Here is a 23439-nt window from a genome sequence, read left to right as displayed (position 1 = left end):
CCCAGCCTGCGGTCGGCGGGAGCCGCGGCCCGCGGCTCGGGGACGGGATCTTCGTCCCGCGGCAGGTCGTGTGGCACTGTAGGACCCATGGCTCGCATCGAGGATTACGCGATAGTCGGCGACTTGCACACCGCCGCCTTGATCAACACCGAAGGTTCCATCGACTGGCTCTGCCTGCCGCGCTTCGACTCACCGGCCTGCTTCGGTGCCCTGCTGGGCGGACCGTCAGCCGGTCGCTGGCTGCTCGCGCCGGCCGCCGGCGGCGAATGCACCCGCCGGCGGTATCGGGAGGACACCCTCATTCTTGAAACTGAGTGGGAAACCCCGGACGGCGCGGTCACCGTTATCGATTTCATGTCTCCCCGCGACGGCGCGGCGGACATCGTGCGGATCGTGGTGGGGGTCCGTGGAACGGTCCGGATGCGCGGCGAACTGGCCCTGCGGTTCGACTACGGACACATCGTCCCCTGGGTCCGCCGCGACAAGCACGGGATCCACGCCGTGGCCGGCCCCGACGCCGCGTACCTGGTCACCGACGTCCCGCTGCGCGGCGAGCATATGGAAACCGCGAGCGACTTCACCGTGACGGCCGGGGAGCGTATACCGTTTGTGCTGACCTGGGCTCCCAGCCACCTTGGCCGCCCGCGCGCGGTGGACCCGGAAGGCGTCCTCGCAGCCACCGAATCGTTCTGGCGGCAGTGGTCTGCCAAATGTTCGGCCGCGGGCCCGTACCGCGACGCCGTGCTGCGCTCGCTGATCACCCTCAAGGCCCTGACGTACGCCCCGACCGGCGGCATCGTCGCCGCAGTGACCACCTCGCTGCCCGAGGAACTCGGCGGCGAACGCAACTGGGACTACCGCTATTGCTGGCTTCGGGACGCGACCCTGACCCTGCAGGCCCTGCTCGCCTCGGGCTACTCGGAGGAGGCCGCGGCCTGGCGGCACTGGCTGCTCCGCGCGGTGGCCGGGGACCCGGCGGACCTGCAGATCATGTACGGGCTGCACGGTGAGCGCCGGTTGCCCGAAATGACGCTGGACTGGCTGCCCGGCTATGAGGGGTCGGCGCCGGTGCGGATTGGCAACGGCGCGGCCGGGCAACTGCAGCTGGACGTCTGGGGCGAGGTGCTGGACGGCCTGGCCCTGACCCGGACCTCGCTGCTGCGGCAAAAGGATGACTCCTGGGATGTCCAGGTGGCGCTAATGGAACATCTGGAGACCGCCTGGGACCGCCCGGACAATGGCCTCTGGGAGATGCGCGGCCCCCGCCGCCATTTCACCCATTCCAAGGTAATGGCCTGGGTGGCCGCGGACCGGATGGTCAAGGGCGTCCGGGACTTCGATCTCCCGGGCCCGGCAGACCGCTGGGAAGCCCTCCGCGACAAGATCCACGCAGACGTCATGGCCAACGGGTTCGACGTCGAACGCAACACGTTCGTGCAGTCCTACGGCCGGCCCGAACTCGACGCCAGCCTGCTGCTCATCCCGCGGGTGGGCTTCCTGGCCGCGGACGACCCGCGGGTCGTCGGTACTGTCGACGCAGTGCAACGGGAACTCACGCGGGACGGCTTCCTGTTGCGTTACCGGCAGGAACAAAGCGACGACGGCGTCCCCGGCGGAGAGGGCGTCTTCCTCGCCTGCTCTTTCTGGCTCGTGGACGCGCTGATCGACGTCGGTCGGCGCCATGAAGCCAGGGAACTGTTCGAACGGCTGTTGGCGTTGCGTAACGACGTCGGACTCCTCAGCGAGGAGTGGGGTGTCGCCGAGGCGCGGCAACTAGGGAACACGCCGCAGGCGTTCAGCCACTTCGCCCTCGTTCACAGTGCGCTCAAACTGGAGGCGGACGGCCACTGACGCCCCGCTTTGGCGGCGGTTAACGGCGTCACAGGCCACGTCCGCGGGCCGGACAGGACTTTTCTCCAGAGCGTAGATAAGTATACTTACTAATACCCCGCGTGGGGCAGGATTAGAGGAGTATGCGATGGCTGGTTATTTCGAGCTCGTGGACGCGCCCGACGGCGGCTACCGGATTCGGATGATGGACAGTGACGGTGGACTGATGGCTGTCTCGGTCACCTTCCCGACAAAGCGGGCGGCCGTGGCCGGCATTGCCCAGACCCGGGAGATCGCCGGAACCGGCCTGATCCGTGACCGCAGCGGCGACAGCCAGTCCGCGGTCCTGTCCTCCTTGGCCAAGCGGCGGAGCGGCGGCGGTGCAGGTCGCGGCTCCTCGCTCACCGGAGGGACGCTTGCGGCCGTGAAGAGGACCCGTGCCCACCACTGAGGCCCCCTCGGCCGGGCAGCACAAGGCCGCAGTTCTCTTCGACGTCGACGGGACGCTGGTCGATTCGGCGTACCTGCATACCCTCGCGTGGTGGCAGGCGTTCCGACAGGCAGGCTATGACGTGCCGATGGCGAGCATTCACCGCTCGGTCGGCATGGGCGGGGACAAGATCCTCAACCACCTGTTGCCGGCAGACCGGGACACGGATGCCGACGACACCATCATGACCTCCCATGCGGCCGTCTTCTCCACCTTTTGGCCGTCCCTCCGACGGCTCGACGGCGCCCGGGAACTGCTGGCGCAGTGCTTCGACAGCGGACTCGCCGTCGCGCTGGCCTCCTCGGCCCGGGATCGGGACCTTGAGATCCTCCGCGGCGCGATCGGCGCGGATGCCTATATTCACGCCGCCACAAGTTCCGCCGACGCGAAGGAAAGCAAGCCCGCCCCGGACATCCTCGTCGCAGCACTCAAAGCCGTGGGCGTTCCGGCCGGCAATGCCGTGTACGTGGGCGACGCCGTCTGGGACGTCTACGCAGCCGGCGCTCTGGACATCCCGGCGATCGGCCTCACCTGCGGCGGCACCAGCGAGGCCGAACTCCGCGAAGCCGGCGCCGTGGAGGTCTACGAAAGTCCGCGCGCGCTGCTCAACAACCTCGCTGGCAGCGCCATCGGCAAACTCGCCGCGCGCGTCCGCGGTAACTGACCGTCCGGGCCGGCGGCCGCCTCAAATTTCCCAGACCCGCTGACTCTTCCGTCCACCGAAAGGCACTTCCGTGAAAGCACTTACTTGGCAAGGCAAACGTTCCGTGAGCGTGGAAGAAGTACCCGATCCGGTCATCCAGGCCCCCACCGACGCGATCATACGGATCACCTCCACGGCCATCTGCGGTTCCGACCTGCACCTCTACGAGGTTCTCGGCCCGTACATGCACAAGGGCGACATCATCGGGCACGAACCGATGGGGGTCGTCGTGGAAGTAGGCAGCGCTGTCACTAACCTGGCCAAAGGGGACCGCGTGGTCATCCCGTTCAACATCTCCTGCGGCCACTGCTTCATGTGCAGCCAGGGACTGCAGTCCCAGTGTGAAACTACCCAGGTCAAGGAAAAGGGTTCCGGGGCCGCACTCTTTGGTTTCTCCGAGCTGTACGGATCCGTGCCCGGCGGCCAGGCCGAGTACCTGCGGGTGCCGCACGCCGACTACGGGCCAATCAAAGTGGGTTCGGAGCTCCCGGACGAGCGGTACCTCTTCCTGTCGGATATCCTTCCGACCGCCTGGCAGGGCGTGAAGTACGCGGACGTGCCCGAGGGCGGGACGCTTGCGGTGCTGGGCCTTGGCCCGGTGGGACAGTTCGCCTCGCGGATCGGGAAGCACCTCGGCCTGCGCGTGATCGGCGTGGACCCGGTGCCGGAGCGCCGGGCAATGGCGGAGCGGCACGGCGTCGAAACCCTGGACTACTCCAAGGGCGTCGCCGACGAACTTCGGTCAATGACGCAGGGCAGGGGTGCCGATTCGGTGGTGGACGCGGTCGGGATGGAAGCCCACGACTCGCCGGTGGCGTCGTTCGCCCAGCACGCGGCCGGGTTGTTGCCGGACAAACTGGCGCAGAAAGCCTTCGAGACCGTGGGGGTGGACCGGCTGTCCGCGCTCTACACCGCCTTGGACGGGGTCCGGCGCGGCGGCACTGTCTCGCTGAGCGGGGTCTACGGCGGTTCGGCCTCCCCGATGCCGCTCATGCACATGTTCGACAAGCAAATCCAGCTGCGGATGGGCCAGTGCAACGTCCGGCGCTGGACGGAGGACCTGTTGCCTTTGGTGGAGTCCGACGCCGACCCGCTGGGGGTCATGGATCTCGTGACGCATCAGGCCAGCCTGGATGAGGCTCCGGCGATGTACGAGAAGTTCCAGAAAAAGCAGGACGGCTGCATCAAGGTGGTGCTCAAGCCCTGACGGCACTCGGCAGCGGCGTCAGCGAGTCGGGTGTTCCTTGTGCCAGAGCTTCAGGAACGACCGCTCGGCGTCGGCCGCCAGGCTCTCCTCCCTGGCGTGGAGCCGCCCGTACGTGAAGCCGTTCTCCCCGCTGCGTAGCGCACGGCCGCCCAGTTCGGCCAGCTGCGCCCGCGCCATCACACTGTCCTGATGCTGGCCTAGCAGCTGCTGGATCTTGGCCGCCGACTTCGCCGTCTTCTTGGCGCGGCGGCGCTGCTTCTTGGCCGACGTGTGGCCACCCCCGGAATGCCGCGGCAGCGAGGCGGCGACCTCCGCTGAGTACCGCAGCCGCTTCGCTGCCTTCCGGATTTCATGGAGGCCTGCGTCCCTGTCGGCCCCGCTATCGTCTGCCTGCGGGGGAAGTGCGTCGACGGCGCGCCGGAGCCGGCGCTCGTCCTTTGCCACCAGCTTGCGAATCCCCGTTCCGGAAGACCGGGCAGCTTTGGCCGAGAGCGGCGCCGCGCCGACCAGCTCTTCCAGGGCGGTCAGCAATTGCGCGTAGCGCTCGCCGCCGAGCGCCTCGCAGGCAGCATCGAGTCCGGCTGCAGTCAGGGCGTCGAGCTCCTCGTCGATCCGCCGGGCGGCCGGGCCGCGCGGTCCGGAAAGCCAGCGAAGCGACTCGGGCTCCCGGGCGAGCAGTAAGGTCAGCCGGTCGTGCACCACGCCCGGGTCGCGGCCGGCCCCGAGCAGCCCGGAGAGCCAGCGCAGTTCGGTGCGCACCGGTTCCACGGCGCCGTCCTCGAAGAGCGGCCGGCCCGAAGCCAGCAATGAGCGGAGGCGCCTCGCCGCGACCCGCATGTGGTGGACTTCCTCGGGCTGCTTCGCCCGGACTCCGGCCGCGTGCGTGCGCAGCTCAGCGAGCTGTTGCCCAAGGTAGGCCAGCAGGACGTCGCCGGCGGTGGTTGCCACCCTTCACTATGTCTCCGGCACTTCGACGGCGCAAGGGGTGCCGCGAGAGTTCAATTTGGGGCAATGATTGCGTTGGGCACTGCCGCGACGTGTCGGACCGGCATAGGCTGGCCGGGAGCGCACTCCAGCCCGTCACACACACTAGAGCCCGTCATATCAGGAGACCCACATGTCGCATCAGCACCACCTCGGCCCGGTCGCCGTCGTCACCGGAGCGGGTTCCGGGATCGGGAGGGCAGTGGCCCGGCTCATGCTGACGGAAGGCTACCGCGTGGTGCTGGTCGGCCGGCGGGAGGCGCCGCTGCTGGAAACCGGGGCGGGCCACGCGCAAGCGCTCGCGGTGCCCTGCGACGTTTCCCAGCGAGACGACGTCGAGCGGCTTTTCGCCGTGGTGCTGGAGCACTGGGGCCGGGTGGACGTGCTGTTCAACAATGCCGGGGTCGTCGGCCCTGTCGGTTCGGTGGACGAGATCAGTGTCGCGGACTGGGAGGCCACGGTGGCCGTGAACCTGACCGGCTCCCTGCTATGCGCCGCCGCCGCCGTGCGGGCGATGAAGGCGCAGTCCCCGCAGGGCGGCCGGATCATCAACAATGGTTCCATCGCGGCGCACTCACCCCGGCCGCGCACCGTCGCCTACACGGTCACCAAGCACGGCATCACCGGGCTGACCAAGAGCATCGAGCTCGACGGCCGCGCCTTCGGCATCAGCTGCGGGCAGATCGATATCGGCAACACGGCGACGGCGCTGATGAGCGAGCTTGGCGTGGGGGACGGTGCGCTGCAGGCTGACGGCAGCCGACGGGTGGAACCGACGTTTCCGGTCGAGGACGCGGCCCGCGCCGTGCTGCTGATGGCCGGCATGCCCGCGGCCGCGAGTGTCGGGTCGCTCGTGATCACCGCTGCCGGGATGCCGTTCATCGGCCGCGGCTGAACAGCCTGCCGCCCGGATGACAGCGGCGGCCTTGCTAGAGCGGCAGCAGCCTGGACAGGTCGGCGCGCAACCCCGAGGCAGCTACCCGTCCGGCGCCGACCGCGTCCGCCCAGCTGAGCCGGCCGGTGACCATCGCGAGCCAGGTGGCGGCGTCGCACTCGATCACGTTGGGCGGTGTGCCGCGGGTGTGCCGCGGGCCCTCGACGCACTGCGTGACCCCGAACGGCGGGACGCGGACCTCCACCGAATTGCCGGGCGCCCGTGCGGTGACCTCCTCGAGGGAGTAGCGCACCGCCGTCGCGAGCGTATTGCGGGACACGGGGGCTGCAGCGTCCGAGTCCGGCATGTCGGAGTGAGCCAAGTCCGAGGCCGGCGCGTCGGCCCTCGCGGCGTCGGATGACGGGGCGTTGGCGTCGCGCCAGGCGGCCAGCGCCGCGCGGCCCTCATCCAGCGGGATCCGGCGTCGTGAAACGGCCACGGCCCTAGTCCAGCAGCGCCGAGACGGCGTGGCCGAGGCGGATTTTGCCGACCGGGCGGCCGCCGCCCAGCACCGGGTCGACCACCTTTTCCAGCACGCTGGAGACCTCCGGGATCTCCACGGCCCCCGCGGCGGCGAGCAGGGTCAGGCCCACCAGCGTGGTGGCGCGGATGTTGCCGTCGAGGACCTTGATGGCCACCGAGACGCCCTGCGGGGTGGCCATCACCAGCACCCCCTCGGCGCCGACCTTGGCGATGATGCCAAGTTCGTCCATCACGATCGTGTTGGCCTGCCCGCGGCCTTGCACGGCCCACGGGTAGTCCAGCATGGAGGTCGCAATCGTGGCGGCCCGGGCGTTGGAGTTGTTGTCGCCGGGAGCCTTGGCCAGCCGGGAGAAGGCTCGGGCCAGGCCGGTGAGTGACACGGCGGCCACGGGGGCGCCGCAGCCGTCGATGCCGAGATGGGCGATCCGTTCGCCGCAGTACTCCTCGATCACGGAGCGGATGCGCTGCTGCAGGGGATGGTTTGGTTCGAGGTAGCTGTGCGTGTCCCAGCCGTTTTCCGTGCAGGCCCAGAGAAACGCCGCGTGCTTTCCCGAGCAGTTGAAGGCAAGCCGGGATTTTCCGCGTTCGGTCTGGATCAGCCAGGTCCGGGCCGTCTCGTCCTCGGGCCACGCCGCGGGGCACTGCAGCTGGTCCTCCTTGACGCCGGCGGCCTTGAGCATGCCCTCCACCACGTCCATGTGGTCGAGGGAACCTACGTGGCTGCCGCACGCGATCGCCACCTGTGCGCCGCGCAGCGGAACGCCGGACTGCATGGAGGCCAGGGCCTGCAACGGCTTGAGCGTGGAGCGCGCGTAGATGGGGGTGGTGATGTCGCCGAGTTCGGTGACGACATTGCCGTCCGCGGACAGCACGACGGCCGAGCCGATGTGCCGGGACTCGACAAAGCCGCTCCGTTCAACGACTGCCAGCTCGACGGCGGACTCAACGGTGAACGTGGCATGCGGGTTCAAAGGCATGCTGCAATTCTAGGGTGCGAAGCCGGCTCAGCCCGGTTACTCCACGGTGACCATGACCGACTGCCAGCCGGAGGCGCCGTCGGGAACCGGGTCGGCGCGCTTGTCCGTCTGGACTTCGCCGGTGCCGTCGGTGGCGCGGGCCTTGATGTAGTGCGGGCCCGGGGTGGCTTGCCAGTCGAAGGACCACTGCCGCCAGGTCACCACCGAGGCCTCGGCGGAGAGCACCGCCTCGGTCCACGGGCCGTTGTCGATCTGGACCTCCACCTTGGTGATGCCGCGGGTTTGCGCCCAGGCGGTGCCGCCGATCGCGACCCGTCCGGCAGCGACCTTGGCGAAGGACTTGGGGACCTCCACCCGGGCCATGGTCTTGATCGGTCCGCGTTCGGACCAGCCGCGCTGGGTCCAGTAGGCCTTGTGGTCCGCGAACCGGGTCACTTCCAGGTCCACCACCCATTTGGTCGCCGAGACGAAGCCGTACAGCCCGGGAACCACCATCCGCACCGGGTAGCCGTGCTCGAGAGGAAGCGCCTCGCCGTTCATGCCGATCGCCAGCATCGCGTCGCGGCCGTCCTGCAGGACCTCCAGCGGCGTGGAGGCGCTGAAACCGTCGACGGAAGTTGAGAGCACCATGTCGGCGCCCTGCTTGGGCCGGGCCATCTTGAGCACGTCACGGATGGGCATGCCCAGCCATTTGGCGTTGCCGGCGAGGTTGCCGCCGACGGGGTTGGAGACGCAGGTCAGCGAGACGTGGGATTCGATCAGTTTCGCATCCAGCAGGTCCTGGAAGCTTAGCCGCACCTCTTGTTCGACCAGGCCGTGGATCCGCAGTTCCCAGTCCTGGGCGGCGATTTCCGGCACGCTGAGGGCGGTATCGATCCGGTAGAAGTCCTTGTTGGGCGTCAGCCAGGGGGTAACGCCCGCGGCCTTGGATTGGACGCCGGCGGGCACCGGGGCGGCAGCCTTCGCGGGTGCCGGCAGTTTCAGGGCCTCCCGGGCTTGGGCCACGTTGCTGCGGGCGGCGCTCAGGAGCCGTCCGCCGGTGGCGGCTGCGGCGGCAGCCACGGCGGTGATGCCGGTCGCGGCGAAGAAGGCGCGGCGTGAGGTTGCCGGGCGGTCCGGCTCCTTGGCGCCACGGTCCGCCGCAACGTCCGGCCATTCCCGCATCCGCCACAGCCTGGTGGTCAGGAGCCGGAGCACGACCAGGCCGGCGGCGGTGCCGATCAGCGAGGGGATGGCGTCGAGCGGTTTCACGCCGGCCCGCGTCACCACGCTGGCCACGATCACCGCCCCCATCAGCACGACGCCGGCCACACCCAGGGCCCATTTTCGGTACGCCACGATGCCTAGCACGCAAGCGAGGAGCAGGATCGTGACAGCCATCCCGACGAACAGCGCGGCCTTGTCATTGGTGCCGAACGTTTCAACGGCAAAGTTCTTCATCCACAGCGGCGTGAAGTCGATGAACGTCGAGCCCAACGCAATCAGCGGCGTCGCCCGCGCAGTGAAGAACGCGCCGATCAGTTCCGCGGCGGACAGGACGACGGCTGCCGAAACCACCCCGGCAAGGGCGGCGAGGGCCGTGGAACCAGACCGCCACGCGGACCGTTTCTTGGACTGCGGGGAGGTACCGGGCTTCCGGGTGCTGGGCATCGTCATACAGGGTGTTCGGAGCGGCGGGGCGTTGGGATTGTCCGGCGAGGTGGACATGCGCTCCCCTGGGTGGCACGGACGGGCATGTGGGCGCTATGTCCAGTGGCCGCGGCCAGGACTGGGCATGTCCCGCGAGGATGGCGTGGAACGGACGGCCAGGACTGGGCATGTCCCGCGGGGGTCACAGCTTAGGAGCCTGCCGGGTCCACAAAGTACCCTTGAGAACTGTGAAGGTACTTGTCATCGGTCCCGGCGGCCGCGAACACGCCATTGTCCGTTCCCTGCTCGCCGACCCGAATGTTTCCGAGGTCCACGCGGCCCCGGGCAACGCCGGTATCGCCAAGCTGGTCCCCACGTACCCCGTCGACGCGAGCGACCCCAACGCGGTCGCCGCCCTGGCGACCAGGCTCGGCGTCGACCTCGTCGTGGTGGGGCCCGAGGCCCCGCTCGCCGCCGGAGTCTCCGACGCGGTCCGCGAGGCCGGGATCCCCGTGTTCGGCCCCAGCAAGGCCGCCGCGCAACTGGAAGCCTCCAAAGCCTTCGCCAAGGAAGTCATGGCCGAGGCCGGGGTGCCCACCGCGATGGCCCGCGTGGCGTCCAACGCCGAGGAAGCCGCCGACGCGCTTGATACCTTCGGTGCCCCCTACGTCGTGAAGGATGACGGGCTCGCCGCCGGCAAGGGCGTCGTCGTCACCCGCAACCGGGACGAGGCCCTGGCGCACGCCCAGAGCTGCTTCGACGCCGGCGGCACCGTGGTGATCGAGGAGTTCCTCGACGGCCCGGAGGTCTCCCTGTTCGTCCTGTGCGACGGCAGCAGCACCGTGGCGCTTTCCCCGGCCCAGGATTTCAAGCGCATCTTCGACAACGACGAGGGTCCCAATACCGGCGGCATGGGCGCCTACACCCCCTTGGATTGGGTCCCCGACGGCCTGGTCCAGGAGGTCATCGACCGGGTCGCGCAGCCCACCGTCAACCAGATGGCCCACCGTGGCACCCCGTTCGTCGGCGTGCTGTTCGTCGGCCTCGCCCTGACTTCCCGCGGCACCCGGGTTATCGAGTTCAACGTCCGCTTCGGCGACCCGGAAACCCAGGCCGTCCTGGCCCGGCTCAAGACACCCCTCGGCGGCCTGCTGATGGCCGCCGCCAAGGGCGGTCTGGACAAGGTGCAGCCGCTGCGCTGGTCCAAGGAATCGGCCGTCGCCGTCGTCGTCGCCGCCGAAAACTACCCCGGCACGCCGCGGACCGGGGACCGGATCCGCGGCCTGAAGAAGGTCGAGGCGATCGAGGGCGTGCACGTGATCCACGCCGGCTCCAAACTGGACGACGACGGCAAGGTCGTCTCCGCAGGCGGCCGCGTCCTTGCCGTGGTGGCGCTCGGCACCGACCTCGTGGAGGCCCGGGAACGGGCGTATGACGGCGTCGAACTGGTCCAACTCGACGGCGGCCAGTTCCGCACCGACATCGGCGGCAAGGCCGCCCGCGGCGAAATCAAGGTGACGGCGCCCGGCAAATCAACGGCAGCCGCGCACACCGCCGGTGCGAAAGCGAAGGCCTGAGCATGAACGCAGGCGAACCCGCACTGCCCGCCGGCGGCCTGGACACCGAAACCCTGGACCTCCCGGGCTGGACGCACGTCTACTCCGGGAAGGTCCGCGACCTCTACATCCCTGCCGACGCCGCGATCACGGAACGCGTCGGCCGTGAGTGCGTCCTGGTGGTGGCCAGCGACCGGATCAGCGCCTACGATCATGTCCTCGCGAGCGAGATCCCGGACAAGGGCCGCATCCTCACCCAGCTGAGCCTGTGGTGGTTCGAGCAGCTCGGCGTGGAGCACCATGTCCTCGCGTCCACGGTCGACGGCGGGGTTCCCGCCGCGGTCGAGGGCCGCGCCATGATCTGCAAAAAACTTGAAATGTTCCCGGTGGAATGCATCGCCCGCGGGTACCTGACCGGCTCCGGGCTGGCTGAATATCGGGCCTCGGGCACCGTGTGCAGCATCCCGCTGCCGCCGGGTCTGGTGGACGGATCCCGGCTCGAACAGGCCATCTTCACCCCCTCCGCGAAGGCGGAAGTCGGGGAGCATGACGAGAACATCACCTACGACGCCGTCGTCGGGCTGGTCGGCGAGAACGTTGCCGGACGGCTCCGCGAACTGACCCTGGAGATCTACACCAGGGCCGAGGAGATTGCCCGCGGCCGCGGGATCATCCTGGCCGACACCAAGGTGGAGTTTGGCCTGGACCCCGCAACCGGCGTCATCACCCTCGGCGACGAGGTCCTGACGCCGGACTCCTCACGTTTCTGGGACGCGGCCACCTACCAGCCCGGCCGGGCGCAGCCGTCCTACGACAAGCAGTATGTCCGCGACTGGCTGACCTCCGACGAATCAGGCTGGGACAAGTCCTCCGACACGCCGCCCCCGGCGCTCCCGGCCGACGTCGTCGTCCGCACCCGCAGCCGCTACGTGGAAGCTTACGAGTTGCTCACCGGGCGCACCTTCGCCTAACGGGCCTGGGGCCCGGCGCGGCTAGCTGCTGGCGGCGGCGGCTTCGGCGCGGCGCTGGGCCAGGCGGATTTCCAGCACGGCGTCCATCGCCTGCTGGACCCGGTCCGAGGCGCCGGCGGAGCTGAACTCCTTCTGGGCTTCGTCCAGGTACACGAGGGCTTCCTCGGCCTCGCCGGCGGCCTTCAGCGCCTTGCCGAGCAGCAGCGCCACCTCGCCGGCGACGTGCTTGGCCAGCGCATCCCGCTCGGCGTGGATCTCGCGCAGCTTCTGCACGGCCCCGACAATGTCGCCGGTCAGGTAGAGCCAGCGGGCACGGATAAAAGCGACTTCCAGGTGGTCCGTCTTGTTGCCGCCCACGATCGAGAGGGCGAGTTCGGCGCGCTCGATCGAGGACAGGGTTTCCGGCTCAACGATGCCGGAGGACAGGCGGACCGCCGCGGAGGCCTTGTTGAACCTCGCCCAGAGGTCGATGTCGTTCGCCGGCGAAAGCAGCTTGGAGGCTTTCTCGTGGTACTTGATGCCCTCGGCATAGTCATGGCGCATGAACGCCACGTTCCCGATCACCCAGGCCACTTCGCCAGCGAGTTGGGACATGGACTGTTCATCCATCTGGGCGTTCATGTCCTGGCAGTATTGCCACGCCTCGTCCAGCCGGCCGCTTTCCGCCAGGGCGCCGATCAGTGCACGCAGCGCGCCGATGATGAGCGTGGACCCCTTGGGCAGCTGGTCGCAAAGCCGCACGGCCTCCTGCGCGTGTTCGACGGCGACCGCCAACTGGCCCTGGCCGTGGCAGACGGCAGCCAGCATCTGCCGCGCACGAACCCCCAGGCCGACCGACTCAGCGGCCATCGGGTGGTCGAGGAGCCGCTGGACCAGGTCCTGGCATTCCTTGAGCTGGCCCTGCTTCATCAGGCATTCGGCCTGCATGTAGGTCATGTTCCACCAAGCGCTGGTGTTCTTGCCTTCGATCGCGATCTGGGCGGCCATGGCCGCGTGGCTGGCGGCCAGCGGATAGTCGCGAAGGTCCCAGGCCTGCCGGGCGTAAAGCCCCGCCAGGACGTATTCGGCGTCGCTGACCGATACGGGCTGGCTCCAGGCCTCCAGGGCCTTGGGTGCGAGCTCGAGGCGGCGCGCCAGTTCCTCGATGACTTCCGCGGTCGGTTCACGGCGGCCGGTTTCGAGCAACGAGATGTAACTGGGGGAGTATTTGTCCCTGCCCAGTTCGGCCTGGGTGAGGCCGCGCTCCAGCCGTTCCGCTCGGAGTTTTTCCCCGAATCCGTTCCCCACGGGTTCCTCCTAATTCCGGACAGTCTTTGTGCTAAATGCTTGACAGTCTCTGTGCAAGTAATTTTACAATGTATGTCAACAAGGGCTCGTGCTGGCTTTGTAACTATCCGACTCGTATTTCCGACTCGTATTGAGGAACCCACATGTTCAAGAAGATTGCCGCCTCCGTCGCCTTGGCTGGGGCGCTGGCGTTCTCCGCAACGGCTCCCGCAGTGCTGTCAGTAAGTGCCATCGGTAACTGGCCGGACCCCATGGGCAACAGCACCCAGGCAATCGGCAACTGGCCGGATCCGATGAGCTCGACCCAGGGCAGCCTTTCGGCGATCGGCAACTGGCCGGACCCGATGACCTATTCAACCAACATCGGCAACTGGCCGGACCCGATGTAGACAACGCTCCGAAAACAGCCCCGGGACATCCGCAAAAGATATCCCGGGGCTGTTTTGTGCCGGTCAACCCTCGTCGATTGCTCCGTAACGGCCCTTCTGACGCCTCAAAAGGGCCGTTACGGAGCAGTCGACGGGGATTCGGCGGGGGTGAGGGGCCGCCGGACGCAAAAGAGGGCCTTCCAACTGGAAGGCCCTCTTTTTGACTGGTCGGGATGACAGGATTTGAACCTGCGACCTCGTCGTCCCGAACGACGCGCGCTACCAAGCTGCGCCACATCCCGATCCGTTACTTCAAAAGCAACTTCACAAGAGTATCCGATTCCGGCCCCGGATGCGAATTGGGACGAGATCGGAATCAGACCAGCGAGTCCTTCCACGCCCCGTGCAGCTGGGCGAAGCGGCCTCCGCCGCCGATGAGTTCCGCCGGGGTGCCGTCCTCCACCACCCGGCCGTCATGGACCACCAGCACGCGGTCCGCGGTCTCCACGGTGGAGAGCCGGTGCGCGATGATCAGCGCCGTGCGGTCCGCCTCCCCGGCAGCGGTTCCGCGCAGCAGGCTCGCCAGCCCGGCCTGGACCATGCGCTCGGAGGGGATATCCAGCGAGGACGTGGCCTCGTCGAGGATCAGGACGGCGGGCCGGGCCAGGAACGCCCGGGCGAAGCTGATCAGCTGGCGCTGCCCGGCCGAGACGCGGCCGCCGCGCTTGTTGACGTCGGTGTCGTAGCCGTCCGGCAGGGCGGTGATGAACCCGTCGGCGCCCACAGCCTTCGCGGCGTCCTCGATCTCCTGCCGGGAGGCCCCGGGTCGGCCTAGGGCAATGTTGTCCGCGACCGAGCCGCTGAACAGGAAGGCTTCTTGGGTGACCATGACGATGTTCCGGCGCAGGTCCGCCGTCGTCAGCTGCCGCAGGTCCACGCCGTCGAGCGTCAGCGAGCCGGCCGAGACGTCGTAGAAACGGGCGATCAGCTTGGCCAGCGTGGACTTCCCGGCGCCGGTCTGCCCCACCAGGGCGACTGTCTGTCCGGCGGGAATCTGCAGGTCCATGGCCGGGATGACCACCGGGCCGTCGCCGTAGCGGAACTCGACGTTCCGGAAATCGATGCGGCCCTTCGCCTCGGACAACGGCACAGGATCGACGGGCGGCCGGACGGTGGGCACTTCCTCCAGCAGCCCGGAGACCTTCTCCAGCGCCGCCTGCGCGCTCTGGAAGGAGTTGTAGAACATCGCCATCTGGTCCACCGGCTGGAAGAAGCGCTTGGCGGAGAGGATCAGCGCCAGCAGCACCCCCACCGCGAGTTCGCCGCTGAGCACCCGGAAGCCGCCGGAGAGCAGGACGACGGCGACGCAGACGTTCCCGATCAGCACCAGGCCGGGCTGGAAGATGCCGTTGAGGTTGATGGAGCGGACCGTGACCTTGCGGTAGTCCTCGGAGAGCTCCGCGTAACGCTCGGCGTTCTGGCGCTCCTTGCGGAAGGCCTTGACGGCGCGGATGCCGGTCATGGTCTCGATGAAGTGCACGATCAGCCGGGCCGAGACCACGCGGGATTCGCGGAACGCGATCTGGGAGTGCTTCTGGTACCAGCGGGCCAGGAAGTACATCGGCACGCCCGCGGCGAGCACCAGCAGTCCGCTGCGCCAGTCGAGGACGAACACGGTGATGGCGGTGAAGAACATGAAGATGATCCCGGACGCGAGGGAGCTGACTCCGGAGTCGAGGAGGTCACGCAGGGCTTCGAGGTCCGAGGTCTGCCGGGCGATGATGCGTCCCGAGGTGTATTTTTCGTGGAACTCCAGGCTCAGCCGCTGGGTCTGCCGGAAGACCCGTACGCGCAGGTCCAGCAGCATCGCCTGGCTCAGGCGCGCCGTCGAGGTCACGTACACGGCGGTGAGCCACGCCGTCGCGACCGCCGCGGCGAGGTACGCGACGCCGGCGAGCACGAGCGGGACGCTGTCACCGGCGCGCAGGGCCGGCAGGGCGTGGTCGATCCCGAAGGCGATCAGCGCCGGGCCGGCGACGCGGGCGGCCTGGGAGAGCACGACGGCGGCGATGGTCAGCCAGAAGCGCAGGCGGACCGGACGGATCAGCGAACCGAGCAGCGCCAGGGAGCGGCGCCGGACCGCCTTGCTGTCGGACTTGGACAGGTGTGCGTTGTCCTCGTTGGCGGTGCCGAAGGTAGCTGTACTCATCGGGAGATCTCCTCGGCCTCGAGTGCGGACAGCTCGGAGTCCAGGTCCCGGGGCTCCGGATCCAGGCTGGCGATGACGTAGCGGTAGTGGCTGTTCTCCGCGAGCAGTTCGGTGTGGGTGCCGACGGCGGCGATCCGTCCGTCCTCCAGCAAGGCCACCCGGTCGGCCAGGGCCACGGTGGAGGGCCGGTGGGCGACGATCAGGGTGGTGGTGTCCGCGAGCACCTCGCGCAGCCTGGCCTCGACGAGTTCCTCGGTGTTGACGTCCAGCGCGGAGAGCGGATCGTCAAGGACCAGTACCTTGGGCTGGGCGGCCACGGCACGGGCCAGGGCGATGCGCTGCCGCTGGCCGCCGGACAGGCTCAGGCCCTCCTCGCCGATCAAGGTGTCCAGGCCCTGCGGCAGAGAGTAGGCGAAGTGGGCCTGGGCGGTGTCCAGCGCCTCGGCCAGGATTTGCTCCCGGCGCTCCGCCGTTTCGTTCCCCTGGACGCCGAGCAGCACGTTGTCCCGGACAGAGCGGGAAAACAGTGTGGTGTCCTCGAAGGCGACGGCCACAATGGTCCGCAGTTCCTCCACGCTGAAGTCGCGCAGGTCCACGCCGTCGATCGTGACCGAGCCCCCGGTGACGTCGAACAGGCGCGGCACGAGCTGCAGCAGGGCGCTTTTCCCGCTGCCGGTGATGCCCACCAGGGCCATGGTCTCGCCGGGGCGGATGTCCAGGCAGATGTCCTTGAGGATCGGCTTGTCCGGGGCGTCCTCGAAGGCGAAGGCGGCATTGCGGAATTCGAGGGTGCCCTTGAGCGGCGTGGGGCGGACCGGCTCCGGCGGGTCCGTGATGGTGTTGACCGAGTCCATCACTTCGAAGTGCCGGTCCACCGCGGTCTTGGCGGTGAGCGCCATGGCGAGGAGCATCCCGCAGGCCTCCACGGGGGCGGCGATGACGGCGGCGGTGGCGAAGAACGCCACGAGGGAGCCGATGCTCAGCTGGCCGCCGGCCGTCAGCATGACGCCGACGACGAGCCCGGCACCGAGGGCGAGCTCGGGCAGCAGCGTGACAACCAGGCTGAAGCCGGCCAGGTGCTTGGCCTTCGCGATCTCGGTCAGACGCAGCTCCTGGGCCTGTTCGTTGAAGTTTTCCAGCGCTTCTTGGCTGCGTCCGAACGCTTTCAGCACGCGGATGCCGTGCACGGACTCCTCGACGGTGGTGGCGAGGTCCCCGGCCTGGTCCTGGCTGCGGCGGGCCACCTTGCCGAACCGGGTGCGGAACCGGAAGCCGTAGAGCATGATCGGCACGGCGGCGGCCAGGAAGATCAGCGCCAGCTGCCAGCTCATCGAGAACATCACGACGACGCCGATCACCACCGTCAGCGTGGTGACCACGAGCATAATCGCCCCGAACGCCATCCAGCGGCGGAGGAAGTTCAGGTCCGTCATGGCGCGCGACAGGAGCTGGCCGGAACCCCAGCGGTCATGGAAGGAAACCGTCAGGTCCTGCAGTTGGCCGTAGAGCGAGACGCGCATCCGGGTTTCCACCGTGGTGGCGGGGTTGATGACGAACTGCCGGCGCAGCGCCACCAGCCCGGCCTCGGCGACGCCCAGCACCAGAATGATCAAGGAGGCGACCCAGACGGCCTGGCTGCTCCCGCCGGGGTTCAGCCAGTTGTTGACGAGCACGCGCAGCACCTGGGGGACGGCCAGGGCGACGACGCTGGCCGTCAAGGCACACAGCAGGCCCATGACCAGCCGCGGCATTATCGGCCTGACGTGCGGATAGAGACGACTGATGGAGGAGAAGAACGGGGTCTGCTTGGCCATGCCTGCTTCTTAACTGCAACTGCGAAACGGATTACGCACCTGGATGTAGTTTCCTGTAGCAACTACCCTAGGCCATCGGGTGACCCGGTTCACAGCCTCCCGGCCTGATCCGGAAGTCCGCGCGCCAATCGGGGTTTCCTGGCGGGGTCTGCGCGGGACATGCCCAGTCTTGGGGTCGCGCACCGCGGGACATGCCCAGTCGTCGCGTCAGGCACCGCGGGACATGCCCAGTTTTCGCGGTGAGGAGCGGGCATAACCCCACGATGTCCATCCGCTGAGCCCGGGGGAGAGCATGTCCCGCGCCGCGCAGCCCGGGAGCATGGGTGCGCTGACGGACGGGGCGGCCGGGCTCAGGGGCGGGCGGTGAGCGTCAGCAGCACGGCTTCGGGCTTGCAGGCGATGCGGACCGGGGCGAAGCGGGAGGTGCCAATTCCCCCGGAGACGTTGACCGGCGTCGTCCGTCCTTTGCTTTCCCAGTCATGCAGCCCCTTGGCGCGCCAGGTGGGGAGGTCGCAGTTGGCCACGAGTGCCCCGTAGCCCGGGATGCAGATCTGCCCGCCGTGGGTGTGCCCGGCCAGCAGCAAGTCCGCGGCGTCGTCGGTGAAATGGTCCAGCACCCGCTGGTAGGGGGCATGGGCGACGGCGATCCGCAGGTGCGGCTTGGCGTCCTGGCCCCTGGTGCCGCGGGGCCAGCCTGCGTACCGTTCAAGGCGCAGGTGCGGATCGTCCACGCCGGAAAAGTCCACGCGCAGGCCCTTGATGACCAGTGACTGGCAGCGGTTGGTCAGGTCCACCCAGCCCTCCATGCCGAAACCGGCCCGGAGCCGCGGCCAGTCCAGTGCCACGGGGCTCTTCGGCCGTTTAGAGGGTCCGAAGAAATACGATGCCGGGTTCTTGAATCGTGGGGCGTAGTAGTCGTTCGAGCCGGGAACGAACACGCCGGGGTACTCCAGCAGCGGACGCAGGGCTTCCAGGACGGGACCCACGGCGTCAGGGTGGCTGAGGTTGTCTCCGGTGTTGACCACCAGGTCCGGTCTTAGTTCGGCGAGGGACGCGAGCCAAGCGGCCTTCCGGCGCTGGCCCGGCACGAAGTGGATGTCGCTCAGGTGCAGCACGCGCAGTGGTCCGAAGCCGGGTGGCAGGATCGGAAGGGTTTCTTCCCGCAGGACGAACTGGTTCTTCTCCCAAAGACCGTAGCCCGCTGCCGCGGCGCCAGCGGCTACTCCGGCGGCCGCGGTCACGGCAAAGCCGCGCCCGATGCTCCGGGCGCGGCTTGCCAGCGTTCTGGTGGCGGGCATCCGTTACCCGCCGGTGCCTGTGGACGGCGTCGTCGGGGGGTTGCCGGGAACGGCAGCCGGCGGGGCACTGTCGCTGGGGGCCGGCGTCGCCTGCGTCGTTGCCGGCGCCGCCGGAGCTGTTGCCTGCGTGGACACCCTCGGCACCGGAGCTGTGTAGCCCCCTGAGACCATATTCGAAGGCGGGGCCGGGAACGGGTTGGTGCCGTAGGCCGGGGCAATCTGCGCCATGAAGTTGGACCACTGCGGACCGGCGATCATGTAACCGTCAATGCCCTTGTAGAACTGGCCGTTAATGGTGATGTTCTGGCCCGGGCGGCTCTGGTTGCCCAGCGGGTCACCGAACCACGACGCGGTGGCGAGGCCGGTGGTGTGGCCCACCACCCACGTGGACTCGTTGTTGTTCGAGGTACCGGTCTTCGCCGCGATCGGGAAGTTGGTCCGGGTGGAGATCCTCGGCTTGATTAGCGCGCCGGATCCCCTGTTCAGGACTTCCTGGAGTGCGTAGTTCACGCCGCGGGCGACCTCGGGCTTGATGGCGTCCCGGCAGCTGGTGGCCTGTGCCGGGAGTTGGGCGCCGGTTGCATCCGTCACGGAGGTGATGGCGATCGGTTCGCAGTACTTGCCGTCGTTGGCGAAGGTCGCGAAGGCACTGGCCATGGACAGCGGCGAAGTCTGGGTGGAACCCAGCAGGTTGCCGGTGGAGAACATGTTGATCTTCGGGTTCGGATCCTTGACGTTACCGTTCGCGTCCAACACAATCTTCCCGTCCTGGTCCGTCGTGGGCAGGCCGGAGTGCAGCCCGACGGCGTCAACAGTCTTCTGGATGCCGCAGAAGTCCAGTTGGGCAGCGGACGCGAAGGTGATGGTGTTGATGGAGTTGTAGAGGCCCTCGAGTACGGTCAGGGGGCGGTACCAGGTTTCTTCGGCGTTCTGCAGGTCGTCTGCCGCACCGAGGCCCTTCTCCGCGGTGTTGTACGCGCCGGTGGTCACGCCGCAGGAGTTCCGCCAGGGGAAGTTCAGCGGGTACTTCCGCACGGCGCCGTTGAGCACCGTGTTCATCGACTTGCCCTCATTGAGCCATTCCGCGAAGGTGAACGGCTTCATCGTCGATCCCGGCTGGGCGCCGCCAAGGCCGCCGAGGTCGTTGCCCTTCGCGTCGAGCTTATCGACGCTGAAGTTGATCTGGGTATTGAACTTGCCCTCAGCGGGCAACCAGACGGTGTTTTGGGCCATGTTGGTGATCTGGCCGGTGCCGGGCTGGACCGAGACCAGGGCAGCGCCCCACTTGTCCGGGTTCGCCCCGGCCGAGGCATCCACCTGGGCTTGGGCGACGGCTTGGGCCTTGGGGTCCAGAGTGGTCTTGATGGTCAGGCCGCCGCGGACGATCTTCCGCGTACGGGTGGCCTCATCCGCACCGTACGCCGGGTTGTTCTGCAACAGGTGCAGGACGTAGTCGCAGAAATAGGGCGCCATCGCAGCGTTCTGGCAGCCCTGTTTGGCCTGGGTCACCTTGGTTTCCACCGGAGTCGCTACGGCCGCGTCGTAGTCCGGCTGCTTGATCTTGCCTTGGCTCAGCATGGCCTTGAGTACCAGGTCGCGGCGCACCTTGGCGTTATCCGGGTGGACGATCGGGTCGTAGAAGGACGGGCTGTTGACCAGTCCGGCCAGCAGCGCGGCCTGCGGCAGGGAGAGGTCCTTGGCGCTGGTGCTGAAGAAGAACTTCGACGCCGCCTCGATGCCGTAGGCGTCCCGGTTGAAGAACACGATATTGAGGTAGCCCTCAAGGATTTGTTCTTTGGTGAACTTCTTCTCCAAGGCGATCGCGAGCTTCATCTCGCGGAGTTTGTCCCCCACGCCCTTGTTGACGCCGTTGAGGAGGATCTGGTCGCTTTTACCCTCGGACTCCAGAGAGGAGTTGATGACGTTGTTGACGTACTGCTGCGTGATGGTCGACGCACCCTGCTTGTTGCCGCGGGCGGTGCTGACGAGGGCGCGAAGGATGCCGGTGGTGTCCACGCCGCCGTGCTCGTAGAAGCGGCTGTCCTCGATGGAGATCACCGCGTCCTTGATGTAGGGCGACATCTGGTCCAGCGACACGCGGGTGCGGTTCTCCGAGAAGACGCTGGCGATCACGCTGCCGTCGGCGGCAAGGATCGTGGTCGCCTGGCTCGGCGGATCAACCTGCAGCTCGGCCGGCAGGGTCTCAAAGAATTTGATCGACCCGCTGGCCGTGTTGCCCGAGAGGGCGGCGGCGGGGACCAGCAGTCCCGCCACGAGCACACCACAAATCGCGCTCACGCCAAGGAAGAGAATGATCTTTCCGAGGGTGGTGGCCGTGTCGAATAAAGGGTTCTTGCCAGTCGCCATGTTTTCCACTTTACCGGCAAGGACTAGGCTTTACTTCATGACCAAATGGGAGTACGCCACGATTCCGCTCATTATCCACGCSACGAAGCAGATTCTGGATCAGTGGGGCGACGACGGCTGGGAGCTTGTTCAGGTTGTTCCGGGCCCCGACGGAAACGGCCTCGTTGCCTACCTGAAGCGGGAGAAGAACTAGCCATGAGTACCCCCGAAACGGCTGCCCCGGCCGCGGTAGATAGCCCCGCGGACAGTGCCGGAACCGGCGCCGGTGCCGGCGGGAATGCCGCCGCCCCCGGCGCGTCGTCCGCCGTCGAACAGCGCCTCGCCGAGCTTGGCCTCACGCTTCCCGCGGTGGCCGCCCCGGTGGCCGCATACGTCCCCGCCGTCATCTCCGGCAACCACGTCTACACCTCCGGCCAGTTGCCCTTCATCGACGGCAAGCTCGAGGCCACCGGCAAGGTCTCGTCCGGGACCGAGGGCGCCTCGGACGAGCCGACGGTGTCCCCGGACGCAGCCAAACGCTACGCCGAGGTCTGCGCCGTCAACGCGCTGGCCGCCGTGAAAAGCGTGATCGGCGATCTGGACCGCATCACGCGGATCGTCAAGGTGGTCGGCTTCGTCTCCTCCGATCCCTCGTTCACCGGCCAGCCCGGTGTCATCAACGGCGCCTCCGAGCTCCTGGGCAAGGTCCTAGGCGACGCAGGCCAGCACGCAAGATCCGCCGTCGGCGTTTCAGTGCTGCCGCTCGACTCGCCCGTCGAGGTCGAACTAATAGCAGAATTCACCTAGAGGGCCGGTCACTTCCCTTGCCACACTTAGCACGACGCCTGTTTGTGCTCCCCCCGGATCTGGAGGGAGCAGCCCACAGCTGGCTTGAAGACGGCGAGCGGACCCCGCGGGCCCCACGCCACGCCTCTTCCGTGGTCCTGCTGCGGGATTCGCCCACCGGCCTGGAGACCTGGCTGGGCTACCGGCCCGGCACTTCGCCCCTGGGCGTCCTCGCCTTCCCTGGCGGGTCACTGGAGGCCTCCGACGACGCCGCCATCGGCTGGCTGGGCCCCACTCCGCAGCAGTGGGCGGAGAAGCTGGGTTCCACCGACGTCGGGCTGGTGCGCCGGCATGTGGTGGGCGCGATCCGGGAGCTATTCGAGGAGACCGGGATTCTGCTCGCCGGCCCGGACCTGTCCAGCACCGTGGAAGGAACCTCGACCGCCGAGATTATGCGTGTCAGGGAAGCCGTGGCCGATCAGGAGAAGGCATTCGCAGACGTGCTGGCCAAGCGCGGACTTTCCCTGCGGACCGACCTGCTCAAACCGCTGGTGAACTGGCTCAGTCCGGACTTCTCGCACCGACGTTTCAATACCAGGTACTTTGCCGCGACCGTGCCGATGAACCAGCAGCCCTCGATGTTGGCCAGCAAGGGCGTGTGGGCGCGCTGGGTCTGCGTCCGCAAGGTGGTCGCCGAGCGTGACACCACGGCCCTCGGCGACGAGGTGGGGCAGCCGAACACGGTGGGCCTGACGCTGGGCCAACTCCTGGTTCCGGGCTCAGAGATCATGCTGGAGAAGATGGCCGCCGCGAACGGCTGCATCGCCTACCTCAGCCACAAACGCACCGCGCACCCCTACCAGCCGACCCTGGTGGAGGTCGACGGCAAGCTCATGTTGCAGGTCGAGGCCGCCAAGGCCGCGGCCGGCGAACCCCCGCGGGTCCGGTAGACCCGGGCTGCTCGCCGGCACTGGACATGCCCTTCTGGGCCTGCCACCGTTGGACATGCCCTCCGCTCGCTTGGGCTGGCGTGGGAACATGCGCCGGGGCTGGTTCTTGGCTTTGTTTGACCACTGGACATGCCCTTCTGGGCTTGCCACCGCTGGACATGCCCCCGCGCGCTTGGGCAGGCCTGGGGACATGCCCTGCGCTAGCCGGGGCCAATGGGCATGCTGGCATTATGCCCATTCCTCGCCGCGGGGACTGGGCATGTCCGGGGCGGCGGGGCGCCAAGAATGGGCATGCTCCGGGGGAGCGGGATCCCGGCCGCAGGAGCCTGCCGAGCCTCATGCCCCGAGCGTGTGAAACCACGGCACCTGCCCTGCGCCACCGGCCCCACCGAACGCAACTCACCCCAGCCCTAACCGCTGAAGGCCTAAACCGCTGAACGCGTTAACCGCCGAAGGCCGGTCCGTTTCTGAACTGCTCCCCGAAAGTTGGACTGAGAAATCGGTCCTTCTATCGGGGAGCAGTTTTATGCAGGACAGTAGTTCGTTATCTGAGGAACAGCGCGAGGCCGCGGTAGCGTTGTTCGAGATGGGTTGGGGCGCGAAGGCAGCGGCGACGA

20 protein-coding genes and 1 tRNA gene are annotated in these 23439 nt (G+C 68.0%); 11 read left to right on the top strand and 10 right to left on the bottom strand.

The annotated features are described in order from the left end of the window. The first annotated feature begins 87 nt into the window (after nucleotides 1–87). The 4 genes from AC1DGI_RS09505 (at nucleotide 88) to AC1DGI_RS09490 (ending at nucleotide 4230) form a co-directional block, all read left to right on the top strand. Complete coding sequence (locus tag AC1DGI_RS09505; protein WP_476898611.1) at nucleotides 88–1851, top strand: glycoside hydrolase family 15 protein; 1764 nt, start codon at nucleotides 88–90, stop codon at nucleotides 1849–1851. Between the two features lie 127 nt (nucleotides 1852–1978). Further along, entirely contained in the window at nucleotides 1979–2281 is a 303-nt protein-coding gene (locus AC1DGI_RS09500; protein WP_476898610.1) for a YegP family protein, read from the top strand. Further along, the gene (locus AC1DGI_RS09495) at nucleotides 2268–2984 is read left to right on the top strand and encodes an HAD family hydrolase (RefSeq protein ID WP_476898609.1); all 717 of its coding nucleotides are present in this window, start codon (nucleotides 2268–2270) and stop codon (nucleotides 2982–2984) included. The genes AC1DGI_RS09500 and AC1DGI_RS09495 overlap by 14 nt, the downstream gene beginning before the upstream one ends. Nucleotides 2985–3054: 70 nt before the next feature. After that, nucleotides 3055–4230, top strand: coding sequence for a zinc-dependent alcohol dehydrogenase (locus AC1DGI_RS09490; RefSeq protein WP_476898608.1), 1176 nt, complete (start codon nucleotides 3055–3057; stop codon nucleotides 4228–4230). Nucleotides 4231–4248: 18 nt separating this feature from the next. On the opposite strand, the gene AC1DGI_RS09485 is transcribed toward AC1DGI_RS09490, so the two are convergent. Beyond that, the gene (locus tag AC1DGI_RS09485; protein ID WP_476898607.1) at nucleotides 4249–5178 is read right to left on the bottom strand and encodes a CHAD domain-containing protein; all 930 of its coding nucleotides are present in this window, start codon (nucleotides 5176–5178) and stop codon (nucleotides 4249–4251) included. Between the two features lie 169 nt (nucleotides 5179–5347). Between AC1DGI_RS09485 and AC1DGI_RS09480 the strand changes: the two genes are divergently transcribed. Beyond that, nucleotides 5348–6109 (top strand): SDR family oxidoreductase, encoded by a 762-nt coding sequence (locus AC1DGI_RS09480; protein ID WP_476898606.1) that lies wholly within the window; start codon nucleotides 5348–5350, stop codon nucleotides 6107–6109. A gap of 34 nt (nucleotides 6110–6143) precedes the next feature. Here AC1DGI_RS09480 and AC1DGI_RS09475 read toward each other — a convergent pair whose 3' ends face one another. The 3 genes from AC1DGI_RS09475 to AC1DGI_RS09465 are packed head-to-tail and all read right to left on the bottom strand — an operon-like array spanning nucleotide 6144 to nucleotide 9258. Next, nucleotides 6144–6587 carry a sterol carrier family protein gene (locus AC1DGI_RS09475; RefSeq protein ID WP_476898605.1) on the bottom strand — a complete coding sequence of 148 codons (444 nt, stop codon included), beginning with the start codon at nucleotides 6585–6587 and terminating at the stop codon, nucleotides 6144–6146. Between the two features lie 4 nt (nucleotides 6588–6591). Beyond that, nucleotides 6592–7608, bottom strand: a complete 1017-nt coding sequence (locus AC1DGI_RS09470; RefSeq protein ID WP_441400917.1) for an asparaginase — start codon at nucleotides 7606–7608, stop codon at nucleotides 6592–6594. Nucleotides 7609–7644: 36 nt separating this feature from the next. Next, nucleotides 7645–9258 (bottom strand): molybdopterin-dependent oxidoreductase, encoded by a 1614-nt coding sequence (locus AC1DGI_RS09465; RefSeq protein ID WP_476898604.1) that lies wholly within the window; start codon nucleotides 9256–9258, stop codon nucleotides 7645–7647. 227 nt (nucleotides 9259–9485) lie between these two features. Here AC1DGI_RS09465 and purD point away from each other — a divergent pair, with 227 nt between their 5' ends. Together purD and AC1DGI_RS09455 are read left to right on the top strand one after the other, a co-directional pair. Beyond that, nucleotides 9486–10814: a phosphoribosylamine--glycine ligase gene (purD, locus tag AC1DGI_RS09460; RefSeq protein ID WP_441400915.1), complete on the top strand. Its 1329-nt coding sequence runs from the start codon at nucleotides 9486–9488 to the stop codon at nucleotides 10812–10814. A 2-nt stretch (nucleotides 10815–10816) separates the two neighbouring features. Then, complete coding sequence (locus AC1DGI_RS09455; protein ID WP_476898603.1) at nucleotides 10817–11764, top strand: phosphoribosylaminoimidazolesuccinocarboxamide synthase; 948 nt, start codon at nucleotides 10817–10819, stop codon at nucleotides 11762–11764. Nucleotides 11765–11785: 21 nt separating this feature from the next. Here the strand turns inward: AC1DGI_RS09455 and AC1DGI_RS09450 are convergent, their stop codons facing one another. Then, complete coding sequence (locus tag AC1DGI_RS09450) at nucleotides 11786–13051, bottom strand: helix-turn-helix domain-containing protein (protein ID WP_441400912.1); 1266 nt, start codon at nucleotides 13049–13051, stop codon at nucleotides 11786–11788. Between the two features lie 143 nt (nucleotides 13052–13194). Here AC1DGI_RS09450 and AC1DGI_RS09445 point away from each other — a divergent pair, with 143 nt between their 5' ends. After that, nucleotides 13195–13440 (top strand): hypothetical protein, encoded by a 246-nt coding sequence (locus AC1DGI_RS09445; protein ID WP_441400910.1) that lies wholly within the window; start codon nucleotides 13195–13197, stop codon nucleotides 13438–13440. A 204-nt stretch (nucleotides 13441–13644) separates the two neighbouring features. Here AC1DGI_RS09445 and AC1DGI_RS09440 read toward each other — a convergent pair. The 5 genes from AC1DGI_RS09440 to AC1DGI_RS09420 all read right to left on the bottom strand — a co-directional run bounded on the left by AC1DGI_RS09440 (nucleotide 13645) and on the right by AC1DGI_RS09420 (nucleotide 21107). After that, nucleotides 13645–13721: transfer RNA gene (locus AC1DGI_RS09440), tRNA-Pro, on the bottom strand. Nucleotides 13722–13795: 74 nt separating this feature from the next. Beyond that, nucleotides 13796–15628 (bottom strand): ABC transporter ATP-binding protein, encoded by a 1833-nt coding sequence (locus AC1DGI_RS09435; RefSeq protein WP_476898602.1) that lies wholly within the window; start codon nucleotides 15626–15628, stop codon nucleotides 13796–13798. Further along, complete coding sequence (locus AC1DGI_RS09430; RefSeq protein WP_476898601.1) at nucleotides 15625–17442, bottom strand: ABC transporter ATP-binding protein; 1818 nt, start codon at nucleotides 17440–17442, stop codon at nucleotides 15625–15627. Before AC1DGI_RS09430 ends, AC1DGI_RS09435 begins: the two co-directional genes overlap by 4 nt. 350 nt (nucleotides 17443–17792) lie before the next feature. Continuing rightward, a complete protein-coding gene (locus tag AC1DGI_RS09425; protein WP_476898600.1) occupies nucleotides 17793–18740 on the bottom strand; it encodes a metallophosphoesterase in 948 nt (315 codons plus the stop codon). A gap of 3 nt (nucleotides 18741–18743) precedes the next feature. Beyond that, nucleotides 18744–21107, bottom strand: coding sequence for a transglycosylase domain-containing protein (locus tag AC1DGI_RS09420; protein WP_476898599.1), 2364 nt, complete (start codon nucleotides 21105–21107; stop codon nucleotides 18744–18746). A 37-nt stretch (nucleotides 21108–21144) separates the two neighbouring features. Between AC1DGI_RS09420 and AC1DGI_RS09415 the strand changes: the two genes are divergently transcribed. Genes AC1DGI_RS09415 through AC1DGI_RS09405 form a run of 3 tightly spaced genes read left to right on the top strand, consistent with a single transcriptional unit; the run spans nucleotide 21145 to nucleotide 22822 of the window. After that, nucleotides 21145–21300 carry a DUF4177 domain-containing protein gene (locus tag AC1DGI_RS09415; protein WP_175321496.1) on the top strand — a complete coding sequence of 52 codons (156 nt, stop codon included), beginning with the start codon at nucleotides 21145–21147 and terminating at the stop codon, nucleotides 21298–21300. Nucleotides 21301–21302: 2 nt separating this feature from the next. Further along, complete coding sequence (locus AC1DGI_RS09410) at nucleotides 21303–21893, top strand: RidA family protein (RefSeq protein WP_476898598.1); 591 nt, start codon at nucleotides 21303–21305, stop codon at nucleotides 21891–21893. Between the two features lie 17 nt (nucleotides 21894–21910). Beyond that, nucleotides 21911–22822, top strand: coding sequence for an NUDIX hydrolase (locus AC1DGI_RS09405; protein ID WP_441399694.1), 912 nt, complete (start codon nucleotides 21911–21913; stop codon nucleotides 22820–22822). Nucleotides 22823–23439: the final 617 nt, after the last annotated feature.

The sequence above is a fragment of the Arthrobacter sp. 05N428_2 genome (genome assembly GCF_056397065.1).
Note: the sequence above shows the minus strand (reverse complement) of the source record. Positions and strands in the feature narration are given on the sequence as shown.